General features: G+C 71.8%; 17 protein-coding genes. 9 read left to right on the top strand and 8 right to left on the bottom strand.

The features are described from left to right. Positions 1–152: 152 nt before the first annotated feature. Entirely contained in the window at positions 153–1052 is a 900-nt protein-coding gene (locus tag B082_RS0121100; protein ID WP_018553804.1) for a D-alanyl-D-alanine carboxypeptidase family protein, read from the bottom strand. 291 nt (positions 1053–1343) lie between these two features. Between B082_RS0121100 and B082_RS0121095 the strand changes: the two genes are divergently transcribed. From B082_RS0121095 to B082_RS0121085, 3 genes are all read left to right on the top strand, one after another. Beyond that, positions 1344–1664 (top strand): hypothetical protein, encoded by a 321-nt coding sequence (locus tag B082_RS0121095; RefSeq protein ID WP_018553803.1) that lies wholly within the window; start codon positions 1344–1346, stop codon positions 1662–1664. Between the two features lie 374 nt (positions 1665–2038). Then, complete coding sequence (locus B082_RS0121090; RefSeq protein WP_026250017.1) at positions 2039–2725, top strand: GntR family transcriptional regulator; 687 nt, start codon at positions 2039–2041, stop codon at positions 2723–2725. Next, a complete protein-coding gene (locus B082_RS0121085; protein WP_018553801.1) occupies positions 2722–4032 on the top strand; it encodes an MFS transporter in 1311 nt (436 codons plus the stop codon). Before B082_RS0121090 ends, B082_RS0121085 begins: the two co-directional genes overlap by 4 nt. Positions 4033–4116: 84 nt before the next feature. On the opposite strand, the gene B082_RS0121080 is transcribed toward B082_RS0121085, so the two are convergent. After that, a complete protein-coding gene (locus B082_RS0121080; protein ID WP_018553800.1) occupies positions 4117–4941 on the bottom strand; it encodes a maleylpyruvate isomerase family mycothiol-dependent enzyme in 825 nt (274 codons plus the stop codon). 184 nt (positions 4942–5125) lie between these two features. Here B082_RS0121080 and B082_RS0121075 point away from each other — a divergent pair, with 184 nt between their 5' ends. Next, positions 5126–5929 carry a carbon-nitrogen family hydrolase gene (locus B082_RS0121075; protein ID WP_018553799.1) on the top strand — a complete coding sequence of 268 codons (804 nt, stop codon included), beginning with the start codon at positions 5126–5128 and terminating at the stop codon, positions 5927–5929. Positions 5930–5984: 55 nt separating this feature from the next. Here B082_RS0121075 and B082_RS0121070 read toward each other — a convergent pair whose 3' ends face one another. After that, the gene (locus tag B082_RS0121070) at positions 5985–6476 is read right to left on the bottom strand and encodes an LURP-one-related/scramblase family protein (RefSeq protein WP_018553798.1); all 492 of its coding nucleotides are present in this window, start codon (positions 6474–6476) and stop codon (positions 5985–5987) included. A gap of 64 nt (positions 6477–6540) precedes the next feature. Here B082_RS0121070 and B082_RS0121065 point away from each other — a divergent pair, with 64 nt between their 5' ends. Next, on the top strand, positions 6541–8361 hold the full coding sequence (locus B082_RS0121065; protein ID WP_026250016.1) for an NHL domain-containing thioredoxin family protein: 1821 nt from the start codon (positions 6541–6543) through the stop codon (positions 8359–8361). Positions 8362–8491: 130 nt separating this feature from the next. Here the strand turns inward: B082_RS0121065 and B082_RS0121060 are convergent, their stop codons facing one another. The 4 genes from B082_RS0121060 to B082_RS0121040 form a co-directional block, all read right to left on the bottom strand. Further along, the gene (locus B082_RS0121060) at positions 8492–11443 is read right to left on the bottom strand and encodes an AfsR/SARP family transcriptional regulator (protein WP_018553796.1); all 2952 of its coding nucleotides are present in this window, start codon (positions 11441–11443) and stop codon (positions 8492–8494) included. A 111-nt stretch (positions 11444–11554) separates the two neighbouring features. Further along, positions 11555–11773, bottom strand: a complete 219-nt coding sequence (locus B082_RS0121055) for a DUF6458 family protein (protein WP_018553795.1) — start codon at positions 11771–11773, stop codon at positions 11555–11557. 144 nt (positions 11774–11917) lie between these two features. Then, positions 11918–13216, bottom strand: a complete 1299-nt coding sequence (locus tag B082_RS0121050; RefSeq protein ID WP_018553794.1) for a M18 family aminopeptidase — start codon at positions 13214–13216, stop codon at positions 11918–11920. A 307-nt stretch (positions 13217–13523) separates the two neighbouring features. Continuing rightward, a complete protein-coding gene (locus tag B082_RS0121040) occupies positions 13524–15350 on the bottom strand; it encodes an acyl-CoA dehydrogenase (protein WP_018553792.1) in 1827 nt (608 codons plus the stop codon). A 148-nt stretch (positions 15351–15498) separates the two neighbouring features. Between B082_RS0121040 and B082_RS0121035 the strand changes: the two genes are divergently transcribed. The 3 genes from B082_RS0121035 to B082_RS0121025 all read left to right on the top strand — a co-directional run bounded on the left by B082_RS0121035 (position 15499) and on the right by B082_RS0121025 (position 18200). Then, entirely contained in the window at positions 15499–15939 is a 441-nt protein-coding gene (locus tag B082_RS0121035; RefSeq protein WP_018522179.1) for an SseB family protein, read from the top strand. 155 nt (positions 15940–16094) lie between these two features. Next, entirely contained in the window at positions 16095–17051 is a 957-nt protein-coding gene (locus B082_RS0121030; RefSeq protein ID WP_018553791.1) for a pirin family protein, read from the top strand. Between the two features lie 90 nt (positions 17052–17141). Beyond that, positions 17142–18200, top strand: coding sequence for an AI-2E family transporter (locus B082_RS0121025; protein WP_018553790.1), 1059 nt, complete (start codon positions 17142–17144; stop codon positions 18198–18200). 11 nt (positions 18201–18211) lie between these two features. On the opposite strand, the gene B082_RS0121020 is transcribed toward B082_RS0121025, so the two are convergent. Next, entirely contained in the window at positions 18212–20329 is a 2118-nt protein-coding gene (locus tag B082_RS0121020; protein ID WP_018553789.1) for an ATP-binding SpoIIE family protein phosphatase, read from the bottom strand. 152 nt (positions 20330–20481) lie between these two features. On the opposite strand from B082_RS0121020, the gene aspS reads away from it, so the two are divergent. Then, positions 20482–22263 (top strand): aspartate--tRNA ligase, encoded by a 1782-nt coding sequence (aspS, locus tag B082_RS0121015; protein WP_018553788.1) that lies wholly within the window; start codon positions 20482–20484, stop codon positions 22261–22263. Positions 22264–22456: the final 193 nt, after the last annotated feature.

The raw sequence follows: 22456 nt of genomic DNA, 5'->3' as shown, positions 1-22456 counted from the left end.
GGCCGGCAAGGTCGTGGTGATCGCGAGGACTGCGAGGAGGGCTGGGGTGCGGGGTAACGATGGACGGGAAGGGCGGGGCTGCTTCGGGACCAAAGGGGCCCCGCACGCTGTCGCGTGCGGGGCCCGCTCCTCGTACAACCGGACTTGTCGGCTTACTTCTTGAAGCCGTAGTCCATCAGCTTCTTCGCGTCCGCCGTGCGGTTCGCCTCGGACGACGAGGTCAGGACCGTGCCGATCACCGTCTTGCCCTTGCGGGTCGCGGCGAAGACCAGGCAGTACTTGGCCGCCGGGCCCGAACCCGTCTTCACGCCGATCGTGCCGCTGTACGAGCCGAGCAGCTTGTTCGTGTTCGTCCACGACATGTAGCGGTAGCCGCCGCTCTTCGTCGTGACCTTCTGCTTCGTCGACTTGGTCTTCACGACCGTGCGGAACGTGGAGTACTTCATCGCACTGCTCGCGAGCTTCGTCAGGTCGCGCGGGGTCGAGTAGTTGGACCCGTTCCCTATGCCGTCGAACGAGTCGAAGTGGGTGTTCTTGAGGCCGAGCGTCTTCGCGGTGCTGTTCATCTTGCCGATGAACGACTTCACCCGCGCCGCGCGCGTCTTGCCGGAGCCGAACTTGTCGGCCAGGGCGTACGCCGCGTCGCAGCCCGAGGGCAGCATCAGGCCGTACAGCAGCTGACGGACGGTGACCTTGTCGCCGACGATCAGACGGGCCGAGGACGCGCCCTTGGAGACGATGTAGTCGCTGTACGCCTTCTGGATCGTGACCTTGGAGTCCAGGTTCAGGCCCTTCTGGGCCAGCACCACACGGGCGGTCATGATCTTCGTGGTGGAACCGGTGGAGCGACGGGTGTCCGCGGCCTTGGTGAACAGGGTCTTTCCGGTGCCGTTGTTCATCACGAAGCCGCCCTTGGCGACGATCGAGGGCGGCTTCGGCGTGGCGGCGTGTGCGGTGGAGGCGAACGCGCCGCCCGCGAGGAGGGCGCCCGCCGTGAGGGCGACCGTGGCGGTCGCAGAAGCGCGCCTTATGCCCTTAATGCCGAGTTTCAACTTAAACGCTCCAAATGCCCCTGGAATGCGGCCACATGAGGGTGCCGCTGCGCTGGTAAGACGGATGACCGCACTCCTTGGTTGTGGCCCACGACGGGGTGATTTTTTACGACATCCGGACGCCGCGAGCAGGGCCGTGGCGGCCGAGCGGCGATCGGGCTCGGTGGCCAGGGGCTACCATCGGCCTCACATCCGAGGCCCTGTGCGGGAGGTCCGGCACGGGGATCGGCGAGCCGGCCCGACGTACCGCAGCGACAGGTGCGCCGAGCGCCCCAGAGGCCGGAGGTAACCGTGGACGATGTCGTGCGTGCGCAGGAGTCCGTCAGGGCGTACGGCGAGCTTCTCGCCGTCGCGGAGCGCCTGGAGGCGTTGCGGCAACTGGGGGATGACGGGGTCGAGGCGCATACGACGGCCGCCCTGCACGCGGTGCGGTTCGCCGCGACGATCCTGTGGCGAACCGTGCCGGATGTGCCGCCGCCCGCCTACCAGCAGGACGACGAGCGCCTGCTCGAACTGGCCGCGCACTGGCGCGAGGCGGCGCTCGGACTGGGCGAGTTCGCGCCCCAGCGCCCCGTGCTCCGGCTGGTGGGGGACGACACGCCGCCCGCGTAGGACGGGCGCCCGGGGGTCGCCCGGCCGGGGCGGCCCGGTCCGCGCCTGCTCCCGAGGTCGCGCCTGCTGCCGAGGTCGCGCCTGCTGCCGAGGTCGCGCCTGCTCCCGAGGTCGCGCCTGGTCCCGGCCGCGCGTGGGCCCGTGGCGGTCCGGGACCTCGGGCCCGCGGTGGCCCGTGGCGGTCCGGGGAAGGTCCGGGGGCCCCGGCCCTGCGGAGGGCCCTGGCGGTCCCGATCCTCGGGCCCGCGGCGGCTCCTCGCGTCCCGGACCCCGGGCCCGCGGCGGCCCCTGAGCGGTCCCGGACCCCGGGCCCGCGGCGGCTCACATCGTGGACGGGCGGACGGTTGCGTGCATGTTGTATCTATGCTGTGTGCATGCCTGCCCCCGCACCCTCCACGTCCCCCGCCCCCGCACGCCCGCCCGTGAAGCGGCCCCCGGCCGCCGAGCGCGTCTACACGCACGTCAAGGACGCGGTCCTGGACCGCCGTTACGAAGGCGGCACGCTGCTGACCGAAGGCAGTCTCGCGGAGGCCGTGGGGGTCTCGCGCACCCCGGTGCGCGAGGCGCTGCTGCGGCTGGAGGTCGAGGGGCTGATCAAGCTCTACCCCAAGAAGGGCGCCCTGGTCCTCGCCGTCTCCGCCCAGGAGATCGCGGACGTGGTGGAGACCCGGCTGCTCGTCGAGGAGTTCGCCGCACGCAAGGCCGTGCCCGCCTCCGCCCAGCTCATCAGCCGTCTGGAAGGGCTCTTGGAAGAGCAGCGGCAGCTCTCCGAGGCCGGTGATCTGGCCGCCGTCTCCGTGAAGGACCGCTGCTTCCACGCCGAGATCGTCCGCCACGCGGGCAACGAGATCCTGTCCCGCCTCTACGACCAGCTGCGCGACCGCCAGTTGCGGATGGGCGTCGCCGTCATGGAGGCCCACCCCGGCAGGATCGCCGCCAACATCGCGGAGCACAGCGAGCTGCTGGAGGCGATCAGGGCCGGTGACGCGGAAGGCGCCGCACAGGTCGTGCGCCGTCACGTCAGCCGGGTCAAGGTGCTGGTCAGGGGTGAGGACCGGTGAGTTCCGCCGCCGCGCCCACCCTGCCCGTGCCCGGTGACCCGCCCGGCGGCCGGCGTGCCGCCCGGGTCTGGGGCATCGGCGTCGCCGTCTACTTCGTCGCCATCATCTTCCGCACCAGCCTCGGCGTCGCCGGGCTCGACGCCGCCGACCGGTTCGACGTCAACGCCTCGGCGCTCTCCACCTTCTCCATCCTCCAGCTCCTGGTCTACGCGGGCATGCAGATACCCGTCGGCCTGATGGTCGACCGGCTCGGCACCAAGAAGGTCCTCGCGCTCGGGGCCGTCCTGTTCACGCTCGGCCAGCTCGGCTTCGCACTCTCCCCCTCGTACGGCACCGCGCTCGGCTCGCGCGCGCTGCTGGGCTGCGGCGACGCGATGACGTTCATCAGTGTGCTGCGGCTGGGCACGCGCTGGTTCCCCGCCCGGCGCGGCCCCATGATCGGGCAGGTCGCCGCCCTCTTCGGCATGGCGGGCAACCTCGTCTCGACGCTGGTCATCGCCCGCGCCCTGCACGGCTTCGGCTGGACCACCACCTTCGTCGGCAGCTCGCTGGCCGGGGTCGTGGTGCTGGTGCTGCTCCTGCTCTTCCTGAAGGACCACCCCGAGGGCCACGAGCCGCCGCCGGTCCAGCACGCGGGCGGGGCGTACGTACGCAAGCAGATCGCCGCCGCCTGGCGGGAGCCCGGCACCCGGCTCGGGATGTGGGTGCACTTCACGACGCAGTTCCCGGCCATGGTGTTCCTGCTGCTGTGGGGCATGCCGTTCCTGGTCGAGGACCAGGGGCTGAGCCGGGGGACCGCCGGAGAGCTGCTGACCCTGGTGGTGCTCTCCAACATGGCAGTCGGGCTCGTCTACGGGCAGGTCATCGCCCGTCACCACGCGGCCCGCATCCCCCTCGCGCTGGGCACGGTCGGCACGACGGCCACGCTGTGGGCGTCGGTCATCTTCCACCCGGGGCACCACGCGCCGATGTGGCTGCTGGTCGTGTTGTGCGTAGTGCTCGGCGCCTGCGGGCCCGCCTCGATGATCGGCTTCGACTTCTCCCGCCCGGCCAACCCGCCCGAGCGCCAGGGCACCGCGTCCGGCATCGTCAACATGGGCGGTTTCGTCGCCTCGATGACCACGCTGCTGGCCGTCGGTGTGCTGCTGGACGCGACCGGCGACAACTACCGCGTTGCGTTCGCCTCGGTCTTCGTCCTGGAGTCGCTGGGGGTCGCCCAGATCCTGCGGCTGCGACTCAAGGCCGCGCACCGGGAGCGGGAGCACCACGTGATCAGCCGCGTGGAGGCCGTGCACGTCCCTGCCTGACCCGCCCGGATCACCCCGGACACAGCGGCGCGCCCGTCCCCCTCCGCGGGGGCGGGCGCCGCTGTTGCCGGGTACGGCTGCGCGCTACGGGGTGACCGCGAAGTGCTGGAGGATGGCGTCGGCCAGGTCCTGGTCGCCCTCGGTCTTGATCCGGTCCGCGACCGCGTTCGGCCGTACCCGCCCGCAGGCCAGCCGGACGTACGTCTCCCAGTCCATCGACAGCGTCGCGGCCGGGCCGAGCGACGGGGAGCCGTCCACCGAACCGCGGCCCTCGGCGTCGACCCGTACCGTGCGCAGGAACTCCACCGGACCGTGCACGTCCAGCACCACCGCCGAGTTGGGCGGGGCGCCGGCGCTCGCGGCCACCACCTTCGGCAGCCCCATCAGCAGGGTGTCCCGGGTGATGGCGGCACCGGGGGAGTCCAGGTTGCCGGGCTTGCCCAGCGTCGTGCGCAGGTCCTGCTCGTGCACCCAGACGTCGAACGCGCGCATGCGCAACGCCGTTTCAAGGGTCTGCTCGGCGCCCAGCGGGGCCCGCGTCATGGTCTCCGGGTCACGTGACTCGTTGCGCAGCTGCCGGGACCGGCGAATGATCGTGTACTCCAGCTCGGAGGTCATCTCCGGTGCGGTGTGGTGGCGCCTGACGTCGACCTGCATCTCCATGTAGCGGGCGAAGTCGCTCTGCACATGGAAGAGGTCGCGCGGCAGGGTGTGGATCGGACGCGGGTCGCCGAGCTGCTCGCACTCCATACCGATGATGTGCGAGACGATGTCGCGCACCGACCAGTTGGGGCAGGGAGTACGGCCGTTCCACTCCGCCTCGGTGAGCGGGCTCACCAGCTCGGCTATCGACTCGATGGAGTGGGTCCAGGCGTCGGCGTAGGTCTGGAGGCTGGGATGGACGGTCACGGGACCCCTCGTGCGGTTCTGCGGTGCATGGGCTGGAGAACTGGGCGCGGACGGTCGGGCTGCGGGCTGTGAGCGGCGATGAGCCTTGGTGGCTAAGTTACGCTGCGAGCAGGCACCCCGGCAGTGCTTTCGTGTGACGATCGTAGGCCCGTGTTGACGGCTCGAATGCCAGGACGGTGGTAGTGTGCGCGCCTCCCTCATCCAGATCGCAGTAGACCCGGACGAACCCGTCGATTCCCGCCGGGAACGCGCCGCCTCCCTGGTCGCGGCGCAGCGGGGCGCGGATCTGGTGGTGCTTCCCGAGCTGTGGCCGGTGGGGGCCTTCGCCTACACGTCGTTCGAGGACGAGGCCGAACCCCTGACGGGCCCGACGCACGCGGTCATGGCCGAGGCGGCCGCCGGTGCCGGCGTCTGGCTGCACGCCGGCTCCTTCGTGGAACGGGCCGATGACGGCGCCCTCTACAACACCACGCTCGTCTTCACGCCCGAGGGCGAACGGGCCGCCGCCTACCGCAAGATCCACCGCTTCGGCTTCGATCGGGGCGAGGCGGTCATGATGGGCGCCGGCGAGGAGCTGGTGACCGTCTCCCTTCCGCGGACCACCCTCGGCCTCGCCACCTGCTACGACCTCCGCTTTCCCGAGATGTTCCGGGGCCTGGTCGACGCGGGTGCCGAGACCCTGGTCGTCGCGGCCGGCTGGCCGGAGCGCCGCCGCGCCCACTGGAGCCTGCTCGCCCGCGCCCGCGCCGTCGAGAACCAGGCGTACGTCCTGGCCGTCGGCTCCGCCGGCACCCACGCCGGCGTCCAGCAGGCCGGGCACAGCGTCGTCGTCGACCCCTGGGGCGAGGTTCTCGCCGAGGCGGGCGCGGACGAGGAGGTGCTGACCGTGGAGTTCGACCCGGCCAAGGTCGCCGCGACCCGGGAGCAGTTCCCGGCCCTCAAGGACCGGCGCCTGGGCCTGGCCGCGCCGAAGATCCGGCAGATGTGAGGGGGCTCTGTTTCACGTGAAACAGAGCCCCCTCAGCCGTGACCGACCCGCGCGATCAGTTCTCGTGCTCCTTCTCCGCGAGCACGATCACGCACACCGCCACGGCGATCAGCAGCGCCGGGTCGGCGTCCTCCCGCACGATGTCGATCCCGTAGGTGTCGCGGACGGTCAGCCAGCGACGGGAGATCTGGGCCAGCAGCTCCCCCTCGTAGTCCACCGCGAACTCGCGGTCCAGGATCTTGCCGCTGACGTCCAGCTCGGTGCCGTCCTCCAGGGTCACGCGGTAGTGGTTGCGCAGCAGCGACAGCCGCTTCCGCTTGATCTTGGCGAGGTGCTCACCGTCCCGCTCGATCAGCATCGTGTCGCGCAGGCTGATCAGCTTCTGGCGGATCTCCACGACGACGCGGCCCTGCGCGTCCTTCAGCTCGAAGGTGTCGCGCAGCCGCATGGCCTTGCCGTCGACCAGGAAGACCTTGTGGCCGTCCGCGTCCTCGATCCAGTAGTCGTCGCCGATGCCGAAAATCCGCTCACGTACGAGAAGTCTCATGTCCCACAGGTTCCCCGAGGGGCCTGTGGAATGCGGGGACGCCACGGTGATGTTGACTGTTCACATGGCAACACGTGCGCGCGTCAGGGCCCCCGAACTCATCGGCAAGGGCGGCTGGCTCAATACAGGAGACCGGCAGTACACCCTCGCTGACCTGCGAGGACGCATAGTGATCCTGGATTTCTGGACCTTCTGCTGTGTGAACTGTCTGCATGTCCTGGACGAGCTGCGCGAGCTGGAGGAGAAGCACCGCGACACTGTCGTGATCATCGGCGTGCACTCCCCGAAGTTCGTCCACGAGGCGGAGCACCAGGCCGTCGTGGACGCCGTCGAGCGGTACGGGGTCCACCACCCGGTGCTCGACGACCCGGAGCTGGCCACCTGGAAGCAGTACGCCGTACGCGCCTGGCCCACGCTCGTCGTCATCGACCCCGAGGGCTATGTCGTCGCCCAGCACGCCGGTGAGGGCCACGCCCACGCCATCGAGAAGCTGGTCGAGGAGCTGGAGGCGGAACACGCGGCCAAGGGGACCCTGCGGCGCGGCGACGGGCCGTACGTGGCGCCGGAGCCGGTGGCCACGCATCTGCGGTTCCCCGGCAAGGCACTGCTGCTGCCGGACGGCGGCTTCCTGGTCTCCGACACCACCCGGCACCGGCTGGTCGAGCTGGACGCGGACGGCGAGAGCGTGCGCCGGCACTTCGGGACCGGTGAGCGCGGATTCACCGACGGCGGGCCCGACGAGGTCGCCTTCAGCGAGCCGCAGGGGCTCGCCACGCTGCCCGACGGGCGGATCGCCGTCGCCGACACGGTCAACCACGCCATCCGCGCGCTCGACCTGACGGCCGGGACGACCACCACCCTCGCCGGCACCGGCCGCCAGTGGTGGCAGGGAGCGGCCACCAGCGGCGCTGCCCGCGAGGTGGACCTGTCCTCGCCGTGGGACGTCGCCTGGTTCGACGGCCGGCTCTGGATCGCCATGGCCGGCGTCCACCAGCTGTGGACGTACGACCCCGAGGACGGCACCGTACGGGTCGCGGCCGGGACCACCAACGAGGGCCTGGTCGACGGGCCGGGCGCGGAGGCGTGGTTCGCCCAGCCGTCCGGGCTCGCGGCCACCGACGAGCGGCTGTGGGTCGCCGACTCGGAGACCTCCGCGCTGCGCTACGTCGACCGGGAGGGCGCCGTCCACACCGCCGTCGGCACCGGACTCTTCGACTTCGGCCACCGCGACGGCGCCGCCGCGCAGGCCCTGCTCCAGCACCCGCTGGGCGTCACCGCGCTGCCCGACGGGTCCGTCGCCGTCTGCGACACCTACAACCACGCCCTGCGCCGCTACGACCCGGCGAGCGGTGAGGTCAGCACGCTGGCCACGGATCTGCGGGAACCCAGCGACGCGGTGCTGGTCGACGGAGACCTGGTGGTCGTGGAATCCGCACGGCACCGGCTGACCCGGCTGCGGCTGCCCGAAGAGGCGGTACGCGTCGCCGAGCAGGCCCACCGCACTCAGCGTGCGGCCACCGAGATCGCCCCCGGCGCCCTCCGGCTCGACGTCGTCTTCCAGGCGCCCGCCGGTCAGAAGCTCGACACCCGCTACGGGCCCTCGACCCGGCTGCTGGTCTCCTCGACCCCGCCCGAACTGCTGGCCGGCGGCGAGGGCGCCGGCACCGACCTCTTCCGCGACCTGGTCCTCGCCGACGGCGTCACCGAGGGCGTCCTGCACGTCTCCGCGATGGCCGCGTCCTGCGACGACGACCCGGCGAACGAGTACCCGGCCTGCCATGTCCACCAGCAGGACTGGGGTGTCCCCGTCCGCGTCGCACCCGGCGGGACCGCCCGGCTGCCGCTGGTGCTCGCCGGTATGGACGACGAGGCCGCGCGGGGCTGAGACGCCGGACGAGGGCGGGTAGCGGCGCTCCCCGCGCAGGGCTGAGACACCGGACGCGGGCGGGCGGCGGCGCTCCCCGCGCGGGGCTGAGACGACTGACGCGGGCGGGCGGCGGCGCTCCCCTCCCGCGTCAGTCGTCGGCGAGGCGGCGGACCGCCTCCTCGCGGCGCCGCACGTAGTCCGGGGCCGCCGTCACCCGCAGCAGCGCCTCCAGGGCCCGCACCGCGCCCTCGTCGTAACCCGCCTGCTCAGCCTCGGTGGCCGCCCGGTCCAGGAGCCGTATCCCCTCGTCCTCCGCGCCGAGGGCGAGGCGGGCCTCGCCGCTGACCGTCAGCAGCAGCACCCGGCGCGCCGCCTCCTCGTGCTCGGGCCCCAGGTCGAAGGCGGTGCGGGCGGAGTCCAGGGCGTCCTGCGGGCGCCCGGCCGCGAGCTGCATCCGGGCCAGGTGCTGGAGGGCGAGCATCTCCGTATGGGCGTCTGCCTCCTCGCGGGCCAGCTCCAGGGCCTGGGCGCAGCCCTCCATCGCCAGATCCAGGCCGCCCTGTTCGGCGTGCACGATGGCCAGGTTGATCAGTGCGGTCGCCTCGCCGAGCCGGTCCGCCGCCTGCCGGGCCAGGCCGGGCGACGGCTCCAGCAGGGCGACGGCCTCGCCGGTGCGGCCCTCCTCCGACAGGACCCAGCCCAGCAGATTGCGGACCCGGGACTCGGCGTACGGGTCCGCGAGCGCGACGGCCGCCGCGAGGGCCAGTTCCAGCATCGGGGCCCAGCCGTCCCGTACCCGCCACACCACGTGCGGCCATTGCAGCAGGATGATCCGCCACACGCGGTCGTCGAGCCCGGCGGCCCGGCCGGCCGCGGCGGCCAGGGTCAGGTCCTCGCGCTCCGCCGCCAGCCAGCTCATGGCCGAGGCCCGGTCCGTGAAGTCCCGTGTCGCGGCCGGTCGGCGGTAGCCGTCGGGCAGCACGAAGCAGGGCTCGCCGCCCGGCTCGGCCGTGTCGGCGGCGGCGAGCGCGGTCGCGATGTAGTGGTCGAGCACACCGAGGAGCGCGTCCGGGCCGGCCGCCGGGTCGAGCCCGCGTGCGTACAGCCGCACCAGATCGTGCAGCATCCAGCGCCCGGGGCCCGCCTCCGTGACCAGATGGGCGGCGGCGAGCCGGTCCAGCGCGGCCCCCGCGGTCACCGGGTCGCTGCCGGCGAGCGCGGCCGCGGTATACGGGTCGAAGTGGTTGCCCGGGTGGTGGCCCAGCCGGGTGAAGTGGTGGACGACGTCCGGCGGGAGCTGCTGCACGGTGAGCCGCAGCGCCGCCGAGACACCGGTGTCCTCCACGTCCAGGAAGGAGAGCCGGCTGTGCTCGGCGTCGAGTTCGCCGGCCATGGCGGCCAGCGTCCACTGCGGGCGGCCCGCCAGCCGGGCCGCCGTGACCCGCAGGGCGAGCGGCAGCCCGCCGCAGAGTTCGGCGAGCCGCCGGGCGGCCACCGGTTCGGCGAGGACCCGTTCCTCACCGAGGACCCCGGCCAGCAGCGCCGTGCCGTCCGGCGGTTCGAGTATGTCCACCGGGACCGGGACGGCGGCGTCCGACGCGATGAGCCCTTCGAGCCGGTTCCTGCTGGTGATCAGCGTGACGCAGTCCGCGCCGCCCGGCAGCAGCGGCCTGACCTGGGCGGAGTCGCGGGCGTTGTCGAGGACGACGAGAAGGCTCAGCCGGTCGGTCAGCGAACGGAACAGGGCCGCCGCGCCTGTCACCGACTCCGGTACCCGGCGGGGCGCGACGCCGAGCGCGAGCAGGAACTCGCGCAGCACTTCGAGCGGGGTCGGCTCGGCGGTGTCGCCGAACCCGCGCAGATCGGCGAAGAGCCGCCCGTCCGGGAAGGCCGCCGGGGACCGGCGCGCCCAGTGCAGGGCCAGCGCCGTCTTGCCCACCCCGGCCGGACCCGTGACCAGGCACACGGGGGCCTCACCGGCCGCCGCCCGGGAGAGCGCGGTCAGCTCGGCCGTGCGCCCGTGGAAGCCGCGCGGGGCGCGGGGCAGCAGATCGGCGGGGTGCGGATCGCCTCCGGCGTAGGGGGAGGGCGTGGCGTGCGCCCGCGCCGGCGGGACCACCGGCTCGGCGGGGCCGGAGCGTGCCGGGGCGGCGGCCACCGCGCCGAGGGCATCGGGTGCGCCGGGCGGCTCCGAGCCGCCGGGGCGGGGCGCACCGGCCGTCACCGGGGCCGGTGACGGGTCGGTCCCGGCCCGCCCGCCGACGCTCGCGTACGGGCCGGGCGCCTGGCCGGGGCGCCCAGGCGCGCCCGGGACGTGGGCCGGTCCCCCGAGGTCCCCCAGCGCCCCCGGCGGGACCTCCGGCTCGCCGCGCAGGATCTGCGCGTACGCGTCGGCCAGTTCGCGGCCCGGGTCGATGCCCAGTTCGTCGGCGAGCAGCCGGCGGGTGCGGTGGAACCAGTCCAGCGCCTCCGACTGGCGCCCCGAGCGGTACAGCGCCGTCATCAGACCCGCCGCCAGGGACTCCCGCATCGGGTGGGCGACGGCCTCGGTGCGCAGCACGGCCGCCGCCCGGTGGTGTTCGCCCAGGACGCCGTAGGCGCGCGCCAGGTGCTCGACCGTGGAGAGCCGGGACTCCTCCAGCGCGTGCGCGGCCGCCTGGAGCGGGGCGCTCGCGTAGGTGCCGGTGAGGGCGGGCCCCTGCCACAGCGACAGGGCCTCCTTCAGCATCAGCACCGTGTCGGCGGGGCTGCGCTGCTCCCGGGCCAGCATGAGCAGTTCCTCGAAGCGCTGGGAGTCCAGCAGCGTTTCCGGTGCCCGCAGCACGTACGCGTCGCCGAGCGTCGCCAGCTCGACCCCGTACGCCTGCGCGTCCGCGCCCATCAGCAGGGCGCGCAGCCGGGAGACATGGCCCTGGATGACCGTGCGGGCGTGCAGCGGTGGGGCGTCGTCCCACAGGCAGTCCGTCAGGCGTGCCATGGAGACCGGGGTGTTGGCGTGCAGCAGGAGCGCCGCGAGCAGGCTGCGGCGTTTGGCGGGGCCGAGGGGCAGCGGCCCGGTCAGCGTGTCGACACAGACGGTGCCGAGCAGCCGGAACTCCACGAGCGGCTCCCCTTCCGGGTCTGACGCGCCCGGTGCCGGGTCACGGGCAAGCGCCCAGAATATCGGGGATCCGGCGGGAGCGTTTCCGGGGTACGGCCGGATCGTGCCCGGTCACAGGTGCCGTTCGTCGTCCGACACGACGGTGGTGGCCGGCGGTACGAGCATGCGGCGGCGCCGTATGACGCTCGCGTAGACGAAGACGCCGATGACGCCGACGATCATCATGATCCAGCCGACCAGGTCGACGTTGACACTGTCCAGTTCCCAGTCGGTCGCGAAAGCGAGGATCGCTCCCGCGCCGATGAGGATGATGCATCCTCCGAGTCCCATGAGTTCCGCCTCCTCGACGGCCCGGAAGCTCCGGGCCGTGTACGGAGCGCGTACCCGGCCCGGCAACGAGCATGCGCGGGCGGGAGGTTGGGCGAAGGCGCCCCCGGAGGCGCCGGCCTGTCCCCGGAGGCGCCCCACGAGGCGTCAGCCGGCCAGGAAGGCCACCAGAGCGTTCGCCAGCAGATACGGGTCGTCCGCGCCGCACAGCTCGCGCGCGCTGTGCATGGACAGGATGGCGACGCCGATGTCGACGGTCCGGATGCCGTGCCGGGCCGCGGTGATCGGGCCGATCGTCGTGCCGCAGGGCATCGCGTTGTTGGAGACGAACGTCTGCCACGGCACGCCCGCCTTGTCGCAGGCGGCCGCGAACACGGAGCGGCCGCTGCCGTCGGTCGCGTACCGCATGTTGACGTTGACCTTGAGGATCGGCCCGCCGTTGACGACCGGGTGGTGCGTGGGGTCGTGGCGCTCGGCGTAGTTGGGGTGGACCGCGTGGCCGGTGTCGGAGGAGAGGCAGACCGTGCCGGCGAAGGCGCGGGCGCGGTCCTCGTAACCGCCGCCGCGGGCGAAGACCGAGCGTTCCAGGACCGTGCCGAGCAGCGGTCCGTCCGCGCCGGTGTCGGACTGCGAGCCGTTCTCCTCGTGGTCGAAGGCGGCCATGACCGGGATGTACGGCAGCTCGGAGTCGGGCTGCCCGGCGACGGCGGCGAGCGCGGCGGTCGCCGCGTGCACCGAGAGCAGGTTGTCCATGCGGGGACCGGCCACGAGTTCGCGGTCGCGGCCCAGGTAGGACGGCGGTTCGACCGGGTGCGGCATCAGGTCCCAGCCGGTGATGTCCTCGGCGTCGACGCCCGCCTCGTCGGCGACGAACCGGATGAGGTCGCCCTCCTCGACGTCCCCGAGCCCCCAGATGGGCTGCATGTGCTTCTGCCGGTCCAGCTTCAGCCCGTCGGTGTTGGCCGACCGGTCCAGGTGCACGGCGAGCTGCGGGACGCGCAGCAGCGGGCGGTCGATCGAGACCAGCCGGTCGGTGCCCCCTCGCAGCGAGATCCGGCCGGCGAGGCCGAGGTCGCGATCCAGCCAGGTGTTGAGCAGGGTGCCGCCGTAGACCTCCACGGCGATCTGCCGCCAGCCGTACGCGCCGGAGTCCGGCAGCGGCTTCACGCGGAGGTTGGGGGAGTCGGTGTGTGCGCCGACGATCCGGAACGGGGTGTGCGCCCCGGCGCCCTCCGGCACGTACCAGGCGACGATCGCGCCCCCGCGCAGGACGTACTTGCCGCCCGCGGTCCCGTCCCAGGCCGCGGTCTCCTCCACCTGCCGGAACCCGGCCTTCTCCAGCCGCGCCGCGGCGGCTGCCACGGCGTGGTACGGAGAGGGGGCGGCCATCAGGAAGGCCATCAGATCGTCGGTGTGGCCGCGGTCGAAGCGGGGGGAGGAACTCATGTTCTTCACTGTAGCCAGGCTTGGCCGAAAGGATTCACCGTCGCCCCCCGGGCTCCTGCGGGCATTGTCCGGTGAGCCCGGAATTCCGGGGTCGACGGTGTCTGTCAGGACATGGAAAGCGGTCGGTTTCTCGCCACTCACAGCTGGTCGATGGCCGTCAGGCCGATGCCGATGCCGATGCCGGACGGGACGGAGAGCTTGAGCCGGCCGTGGGCGTAGGACCACACCACGGGCCGCCCGTACGACAGCGCCGCCACCCGGAAGCGTGTCCGGGTGGCGGCGCCGTTGACGAGCGGGCTGCGGCGCCCTAGAACGCGGCCTCGTCCAGGTCCATCAGGGAGTTGTCGACGGACTCGGCGAGGGCGCGCTCGGCGCCGACGCCCGGGAGGATGTTCGCGGCGAAGAACTTCGCGGCGGCGATCTTGCCCTGGTAGAAGGCGACGTCCTTCGCGGAGGCCGTCGGCAGCTTCTCGGCGGCCACGGCCGCGCCCTTGAGCAGCAGGTAGCCGACGACGACATCGCCGGAGGCCAGCAGCAGGCGGGTGGTGTTCAGGCCCACCTTGTAGATGTTCTTGACGTCCTCGCCGGTGGCGGTGAGGTCGGTGATCATCGTGCCGACGATCGCCTCCAGGTCCACCGCGGCCTTCGCGAGGCTGTCCAGCGCGCCGGCCAGCTCCTCGTTGCCCTGGGCGCCCGCGAGGAACTTCTTGATCTCCTCGGAGAGCGCGTTGAGCGAGGCGCCCTGGTCGCGGACGATCTTCCGGAAGAAGAAGTCCTGGCCCTGGATGGCCGTCGTGCCCTCGTACAGCGTGTCGATCTTGGCGTCACGGATGTACTGCTCGATCGGGTACTCCTGGAGGTACCCGGAGCCGCCGAACGTCTGGAGCGACTGTGCCAGCTGCTCGTAGGACTTCTCGGAGCCGTAGCCCTTCACGATCGGGAGCAGCAGGTCGTTCAGGCCGTGCAGGGCCTTCGCGTCCTCGCCCGCGGCCTCCTTCTCCTGGATCGCGTCCTGGACGGAGGCGGTGTAGAGGACGAGGGCGCGCATGCCCTCGGCGTACGCCTTCTGCGTCATGAGCGAGCGGCGCACGTCGGGGTGGTGCGTGATGGTGACCTTGGGCGCCGTCTTGTTCATGAACTCCGACAGGTCGGTGCCCTGGACGCGCTCCTTGGCGTACTCCAGCGCGTTGAGGTAGCCGGTGGAGAGCGTGGCGATGGCCTTCGTGCCGACCATCATGCGGGCGAACTCGATGATGCGGAACATCTGGCGGATGCCGTCGTGCTTGTCGCCGATGAGCCAGCCCTTGGCGGGGTGGCGGTCGCCGAACGTCATCTCGCAGGTGTTGGACGCCTTGAGGCCCATCTTGTGCTCGACGTTCGTCGCGTACACGCCGTTGCGCTCGCCCAGCTCGCCGGTGGTCCAGTCGAAGTGGTACTTCGGGACCAGGAAGAGGGAGAGGCCCTTCGTGCCGGGTCCCGCGCCCTCGGGGCGGGCCAGCACGTAGTGGAGGATGTTCTCGGACATGTCGTGCTCGCCCGAGGTGATGAAGCGCTTCACGCCCTCGATGTGCCAGGAGCCGTCCTCCTGCTCGACGGCCTTCGTGCGGCCCGCGCCGACGTCGGAGCCGGCGTCCGGCTCGGTCAGCACCATCGTCGAGCCCCACTGCTTCTCGACGGCGATCTCGGCGACCTTCTTCTGCGCCTCGTTGCCCTCCTCGAAGAGGATGCCGGCGAACGCCGGACCCGAGGAGTACATCCAGACGGCCGGGTTGGCGCCGAGCAGCAGCTCCGCGTAGCCCCAGATCAGGGAGCGGGGCGAGGTGGTGCCGCCGATCTCCTCGGGCAGGCCCAGGCGCCAGTACTCGGAGTCCATGAAGGCCTGGTACGACTTCTTGAACGTGTCGGGGACCGGTGCGGTGTTGGTCTCCGGGTCGAAGACCGGCGGGTTGCGGTCGGCGTCGGCGTAGGAGTCGGCGAGCTCGTTCTCCGCGAGGCGGGCGACCTCGTCGAGGATGCTCTTCGCGGTCTCGACGTCCATCTCCGCGAACGGTCCGGTGCCGTACAGCTTGTCGCGCCCGAGCACCTCGAAGAGGTTGAACTCGATGTCGCGGAGATTCGACTTGTAGTGCCCCATGGGAAGGCTCCGTAATCAATAGCAGTGGCGCGCAGCGCCCCGTGGAGGGGTGGCCCGGACGTATCAGCTGACCTCTACGATGATGCTACCCGTCAGTAATAAGGCGCAACCCCCCGAGTCGCAGATGTGGCCGATTACTCTTTGCACCATGTACGGCTACGACCAGAACCAGGGCGCGCAGCAGCCGATGGGGGGCGGCTACGGCGAGCAGCCGCTGTACCCCGAACCCTCGCCGCCCTCGCTGGGCGACGCGGTACGGGCGTTCACGACCGGCTCGCTGGCCGCCGAGGACTTCCAGCAGATCTTCGCGACGTCGAAGGTCTACTGCCCGCGCGGCGACAATCCCGGCTTCCTCGCGCTCCACAACACCCAGCAGCCCGTGATCCCGATGTTCACCACGCTCAAGGAGCTGCGGCTGTACGCGGGCAAGGAGTCCAAGTACTTCGTGATCACCGGCGCCGAGGTGATCGACCTGCTGCCCACCGGCTACGGCTTCGTCCTGGACATGGAGGGCGAGCACCGCATGGTCTTCGACGCCAAGGCCGTCGAGCAGATGGTCGACTTCGCGATGCGCCGCATGTACGGCTGACCGGCCTGGCCGAGGTCTTCCGGAAGGGGCCCGTACCGCTCTCGGTACGGGCCCCTTCCGGCTGCCGGGGCACGGTGCGGGAATGGCCGGAGCCTTGCAGGATGTTCACCATTCAACTAAATTGGTTCCAGAACAGTCCCCCGGAGGTGGCTCCCATGCCCGCAGTGACCGTCGAGAATCCGCTGACCCTGCCCAAGGTGGCCGCTTCCGGTGACGCCGCGGCCCGTCCCGTGCTCGCCGTGACCACGGCGCCGAGCGGGTTCGAGGGCGAGGGCTTCCCGGTCCGCCGCGCCTTCGCGGGGATCAACTACAAGCACCTCGACCCGTTCATCATGATGGACCAGATGGGTGAGGTGGAGTACGCGGCGGGCGAGCCCAAGGGCACCCCCTGGCACCCGCACCGCGGCTTCGAGACCGTGACGTACCTGATCGACGGAACCTTCATCCACCAGGACTCCAACGGCGGCGGCGGCACCATCGGCAACGGCGACACCCAGTGGATGACCGCCGGCTCCGGGCTGCTGCACATCGAGGCACCGCCGGAGTCCCTCGTCATGTCGGGCGGCCTCTTCCACGGCCTCCAGCTCTGGGTGAACCTGCCCAAGGCCGACAAGATGATGGCCCCGCGCTACCAGGACATCCGCGGCGGTCAGGTCCAACTGCTCGCCTCCCCGGACGGCGGCGCGCTGCTCCGGGTCATCGCCGGTGAGCTCGACGGCCACGAGGGCCCCGGCATCACCCACACCCCGATCACGATGATCCACGCCACCGTGCGCCCCGGCGCCGAGGTGACGCTCCCCTGGCGCGAGGACTTCAACGGCCTCGCGTACGTCCTCGCCGGGCGCGGCACCGCCGGGGCCGAGCGCCGGCCCGTCCACCTGGGCCAGACCGCCGTCTTCGGCGCCGGTTCCTCGCTGACCGTGCGCGCGGACGAGAAGCAGGACGGGAACACCCCCGACCTGGAGGTCGTCCTGCTCGGCGGGCGTCCCATCCGCGAGCCGATGGCGCACTACGGGCCGTTCGTGATGAACAGCCAGGCCGAACTGAAGCAGGCCTTCGAGGACTTCCAGGCCGGCCGCCTCGGCACCGTGCCCGCCGTCCACGGCATGTGACCGCCTCCCGCCCCGCCGCCGGGCGACACCCCGTCGCTCGTACGGCGGCACGGGCGGGACAGCGCTTCCCGGGCGTGATCGGCTGAGAGGGTGCAGACCCAGAAGCCCCTCCTGCCCGACGGCGCCCGGCGGACGGCCGCCTGGTGCGGCGTCCTCCTGCTGGTCGCGGGTGTCACCGCCGTCGCCGTCTGGGTGTGCATCGCCCTCAAGACCGCGGTCACACCCGTACTGCTCGCGCTGCTCGGTACGGCGCTGCTCGGCCCGGTGCACCGCCGGATGACCACCCACGGCGTGAACCGCTCGCTGGCCGCCTTCGTCACCTGCGCGCTCCTCGTCGCCGTCGTCGGCGGCGCGGGCTACATCGTCGTCTCCGCGCTCGTGGAGACCGGTGACCAGATCGTCCGGTCACTGAAGGACGCCGGGCAGTGGGTCATCGACCACTTCGACGTCGCGGACGGCACCAACGTGGACGACCTGGCGGCCAACGCCCGCCAGCTGGTCTCGAAGTTCGGTGCGAGCGCCGCGGGCGGGCTCCTCACCGGCATCAGCCTGATCGGCTCCCTCATCGCCACCAGCGTCCTCGCCCTGCTGCTGACCTTCTTCTTCCTCCGCGACTCCGACCGGGCGGCACGTCTCGCCCACGCCGTCGCCCCGCGCGGCACCGGGGCCATGGTCGAGGCGATGGGACGGCGCGCCTTCGAAGCCGTCGAGGGCTTCATGCGCGGAACGACGCTCATCGCGCTGATCGACGCCGTCTGCATCACGGTCGGGCTGCTGATCCTGCGGGTGCCCGGCGCGGTGGGGCTCGGCGCGCTGGTGCTCGTCGGCGCCTACATCCCGTACCTCGGCGCGTTCATCTCCGGAACGGTCGCGGTCCTGGTGGCGCTCGCGGACCGGGGGTTCGTCATCGCGCTGTGGGCGCTCGGTGTCGTCCTCGCCGTGCAGGTGCTGGAGGGCCACATCCTTCAGCCGATGATCCAGAGCCGTACGGTCCAGATGCACCCCGCGATGATCCTGATCGCGCTGACGGCGGGCGCGAGCGTGGCGGGCATCCTCGGCATGCTGCTCGCCGTGCCGCTGTGCGCGGCTGCCTTCGGCATCCTGGGGGAGCTGCGCAAGGGCGGCCACCCGGAGACCCCTGAGAACTAGGTCCTGACGGTTCACAGATCGGGCAGGGCGTCCAGGTCCGGCAGGGCGGGCTCCTCCGCCTCGTTCAGCTCGAACCAGATCGACTTGCCCGCCCCGCGCGGGTCGACCCCCCACCGGTGGGCGAGCATCTCCATCAGCACCAGGCCCCGGCCGCTGGAGGCCATCTCCCCAGGGCTGCGCTTGTGCGGCAGCTCGTCGCTGCCGTCGGACATGTCCACGCGCAGACACCGCTCCCCCGGCACCCCGCCGGCCTGCGCGACCATCAGCGCGTCGCCGTCCGTGTGCACCAGGACATTCGTGGCCATCTCGGAGAGCAGCAGCACGGCCGCGTCGACCTGGTCCGGGTCCGCCCAGTCGTGCAGCAGCTCCCGCAGCTGCTGCCGGGCCACCGAGATCCGCTCCGGCTCGGCCTGGGCGATGGTCAGAGCGGTCCGCCGGGGCGCGGGCGGGTGTGTGACGGGCCCCTCGCGGCGCAGCAGCAGCACCGCGACGTCGTCCTCGCGCCGGTCGGGGAGCGGCCCGGTCGTGTAGTGCGAGCCGGGGCCGTGCACGGCCTGCACCAGCGCGTCCGCGAGCCTCTCCAGGTCGTCGGTGTGCCGCTCCAGGATGGGCTGCAGCCGTACCCAGCCGGTGACGAGGTCATGGCCGCCGGTCTCGATCAGCCCGTCCGTGCAGAGCATGATCGTCTGCCCGGCCTCCAGGACGACCTGCGTCGTCGGATAGTCCGTGTCCGCCTCGATGCCGAGCGGCAGCCCGCCCTCGGTCTGCCGGATGACGGCGGTCCCGTCGGCCGTCATCACCACGGGGTCGGGGTGGCCGGCCCGCGCGATGTCCAGGACGCCGGTCTCCGGGTCGGCCTCCGCGTACAGGCAGGTCGCGAAACGCGCAGCCGTGGCCTCGTCGGCCTCGTGGGGGTCGGTGAGCCCGCAGAGGAAGCGGGAGGCGCGGGAGAGCACCGCGTCGGGGCGGTGCCCCTCGGAGGCGTACGCGCGCAGGGCGATCCGCAGCTGGCCCATGATCCCCGCCGCCCGTACGTCGTGCCCCTGGACGTCGCCGATGACGAGGGCGATGCGGCCGTTGGGGAGCGGGATCAGGTCGTACCAGTCGCCGCCGACCTGGAGGCCGCCCCCGGTCGGGACGTAGCGGGCGGCCACGGTCATCCCCGGGATGCCGGGGCCCAGCGAGGGCATCATCGAGCGCTGGAGGCCGAGTGACAGCTCCCGCTCGGTGTCGGCGACGCCGGCCCGGTCCAGCGCCTGGGCGAGCATCCGGGCCACGGTCGTCAGCACGGACCGCTCGTCCGGCGAGAAGGACACCGGGTGCCGGAAGCCCGCCATCCAGGTGCCCATCGTGCGCCCGGACACGATGAGCGGCAGGAACGCCCAGGAGCGGCGCCCGAACCGCCGGACCAGCGGCCAGGTGGCGGGGTAGCGGCTGCGGTAGTCGTCCGGGGTGGGCAGATAGATGGCCCGGCCGGTCCGGATGACCTCGGTGGCCGGGTAGTCCGTCTCCAGCGGCATGTCGGTGAACGGGCCCTCGTCGCCCAGGGTGTGCCCGTGCTGCCCGACGATGGTCAGCCGCTCGCCCTCGACGCCGAAGACCGCGAGACCGTCCGGCGAGAACCCGGGCATGGAGAGCGAGTAGGCGACCCGCAGCACCTCCGTGGTCGACCCCGCCTCGGCCAGGGCCCGGCCGGCGTCCAGCAGGAACGCCTCGCGGGAGCGCCGCCAGTCACCGGTGATCGCGGCCTGCGCCCCGGCGGTGCCCGGCGGGGGCTCCACGGTCTCCTGGAGGGTGCCGATGAGCGCGTAGTCCCTGCCGTCATCGCCGCCGGGGACCGGCTTGGAGCGGCTGCGCACGGTGCGCAGGACCCGGCCGTCCCCGTCCACGATCCGCAGCCGGGCCTCGGCGAGGGTGCCCTCGGCGACGGCGAGGGAGATCACGCCCATGATCTCGTTCCAGTCGACGGGGTGGAAGCGGGCGCGAACCTCGGACTCGCGGAAGACACCGGGCTCGGCGGGCAGCTCCAGCAGGCGGGCGGCCTCCGCGTCCAGGGTGACCGTCCCGGCTTCGTTGTCCCAGCGCCACAGCCCGGTCGCGGTCGCGGCCAGCACATCCTCGGTGCGCATTGCCCCACTTTAAACCTGCATGTACCCGGAGGGCAGCGGTGCGGGCGTGCGGACGATCTTGGTAAGGGCAAAGGCAATGAAACGCTCCGGTCGCGGGCGGTAGCCTGGGGAGGCTGATTCCTCCCCCAACCGCGAAGACTGGATGAACGACGATGCATCGGTACAGGTCCCACACCTGCGGCGAGCTCCGCGCCTCTGACGTCGGCACCGACGTCCGGCTGAGCGGCTGGCTGCACAATCGCCGAGACCTGGGCGGCATCCTCTTCATCGATCTGCGCGACCACTACGGTCTGGTGCAGCTCGTCGCCCGCCCCGGCACCCCCGGCAACGACGCCCTGGCGAAGCTCACCAAGGAGACCGTCGTACGGATCGACGGCAAGGTCTCCGCACGCGGCGCCGACAACGTGAACCCGGACCTGCCGACCGGTGAGATCGAGATCGAGGTCTCCGAGGTCGAGGTGCTGGGCGAGGCCGGCCCGCTGCCCTTCACGATCAACGCCGAGGACGGGGTCAACGAGGAGCGGCGCCTGGAGTACCGCTTCCTGGACCTGCGCCGCGAGCGCATGCACCGCAACATCATGCTGCGCTCCGCCGTGATCGCCGCGATCCGGTCCAAGATGGTGGCCCTCGGCTTCAACGAGATGGCGACGCCGATCCTCACCGCGACCTCCCCCGAGGGCGCCCGTGACTTCGTCGTCCCGTCCCGGCTGAACCCCGGCAAGTTCTACGCGCTGCCGCAGGCCCCGCAGCAGTTCAAGCAGCTGCTGATGATCTCCGGCTTCGACCGCTACTTCCAGATCGCGCCGTGCTTCCGCGACGAGGACGCCCGCGCCGACCGCTCGCCGGGCGAGTTCTACCAGCTCGACGTCGAGATGTCCTTCGTGGAGCAGGAAGACGTCTTCCGGCCGATCGAGAAGCTGATGACCGAGCTCTTCGAGGAGTTCGGCAACGGCCGCCACGTCACCTCGCCGTTCCCGCGCATCCCGTTCCGCGAGTCGATGCTGAAGTACGGCAACGACAAGCCGGACCTGCGCGCCAAGCTGGAGCTGGTCGACATCTCCGACGTCTTCGCGGACTCGGGGTTCAAGGCCTTCGCCGGCAAGCACGTCCGTGCCCTTCCGGTGCCGGACACCGCGGGCCAGTCCCGCAAGTTCTTCGACGGCCTCGGCGAGTACGCCGTGGAGCACGGCGCCAAGGGCCTGGCCTGGGTCCGCGTCGGCGAGGACGGCACACTGGCCGGCCCGATCGCCAAGTTCCTCACCGAGACCGACGTCAAGACGCTCACCGAGCGGCTCTCCCTCGTTCCGGGCCACGCCGTCTTCTTCGGCGCCGGCGAGTTCGACGAGGTCTCCAAGATCATGTCCGCCGTCCGCGTCGAGGCCGCCAAGCGGGCCGGTCACTTCGAGGAGGGCGTCTTCCGGTTCTGCTGGGTCGTCGACTTCCCGATGTACGAGAAGGACGAGGAGACCGGCAAGATCGACTTCTCGCACAACCCCTTCTCGATGCCCCAGGGCGGCCTGAAGGACCTGGAGGAGAAGGACCCGCTGGACATCCTCGCCTGGCAGTACGACATCGTCTGCAACGGCATCGAGCTGTCCTCCGGAGCCATCCGGAACCACGAGCCCGAGCTGATGATCAAGGCCTTCGAGATCGCCGGCTACGACCGCGAGACCGTGGAGCACGAGTTCGCGGGCATGCTCAAGGCCTTCCGCCTCGGCGCCCCGCCGCACGGCGGCATCGCCCCGGGCGTCGACCGCATCGTGATGCTGCTGGCCGACGAGCCGAACATCCGCGAGACGATCGCCTTCCCGCTCAACGGCAACGCCCAGGACCTGATGATGGGTGCGCCGACCGTGCTGGACGAGACCCGGCTGCGCGAGCTGAACATCCAGCTCCGCAAGCCGGCCGCGCCGGCGAAGGACGCGCAGAAGTAGCCGTCCAAGCCGCGCGCCCCGCACTGGGGTTTCACGTGAAACAGCCCTCGGCCCTCACCGGCCGGGGGCTGTTTCACTGCTGGGGCCTGTCCGGCGGATCCTCGTGGGCCCGCGAAGATCCGCCGGACAGGTCCCAGTGCGCGTCCGGTTGCATACAAGTACACGCATCACCTGAACGGCTACGGCCGGATGG

This window comes from Streptomyces sp. ATexAB-D23 (assembly GCF_000373645.1).
GTDB classification, from domain to species: Bacteria; Actinomycetota; Actinomycetes; order Streptomycetales; family Streptomycetaceae; genus Streptomyces; species Streptomyces castrisilvae.
This window is presented reverse-complemented; position numbering and strand designations above follow the sequence as displayed.

What these genes read in the sequence shown, in the direction of transcription:
- aspS (WP_018553788.1), top strand. Translation starts at nt 20,482, where the DNA reads ATGCATCGGTACAGGTCCCACACCTGCGGCGAGCTCCGCGCCTCTGAC.
- B082_RS0121070 (WP_018553798.1), bottom strand. Translation starts at nt 6,476, where the DNA reads ATGAGACTTCTCGTACGTGAGCGGATTTTCGGCATCGGCGACGACTAC.
- B082_RS0121050 (WP_018553794.1), bottom strand. Translation starts at nt 13,216, where the DNA reads ATGAGTTCCTCCCCCCGCTTCGACCGCGGCCACACCGACGATCTGATG.
- B082_RS0121055 (WP_018553795.1), bottom strand. Translation starts at nt 11,773, where the DNA reads ATGGGACTCGGAGGATGCATCATCCTCATCGGCGCGGGAGCGATCCTC.
- B082_RS0121020 (WP_018553789.1), bottom strand. Translation starts at nt 20,329, where the DNA reads ATGCGCACCGAGGATGTGCTGGCCGCGACCGCGACCGGGCTGTGGCGC.
- B082_RS0121065 (WP_026250016.1), top strand. Translation starts at nt 6,541, where the DNA reads ATGGCAACACGTGCGCGCGTCAGGGCCCCCGAACTCATCGGCAAGGGC.
- B082_RS0121090 (WP_026250017.1), top strand. Translation starts at nt 2,039, where the DNA reads ATGCCTGCCCCCGCACCCTCCACGTCCCCCGCCCCCGCACGCCCGCCC.
- B082_RS0121030 (WP_018553791.1), top strand. Translation starts at nt 16,095, where the DNA reads ATGCCCGCAGTGACCGTCGAGAATCCGCTGACCCTGCCCAAGGTGGCC.
- B082_RS0121035 (WP_018522179.1), top strand. Translation starts at nt 15,499, where the DNA reads ATGTACGGCTACGACCAGAACCAGGGCGCGCAGCAGCCGATGGGGGGC.
- B082_RS0121040 (WP_018553792.1), bottom strand. Translation starts at nt 15,350, where the DNA reads ATGGGGCACTACAAGTCGAATCTCCGCGACATCGAGTTCAACCTCTTC.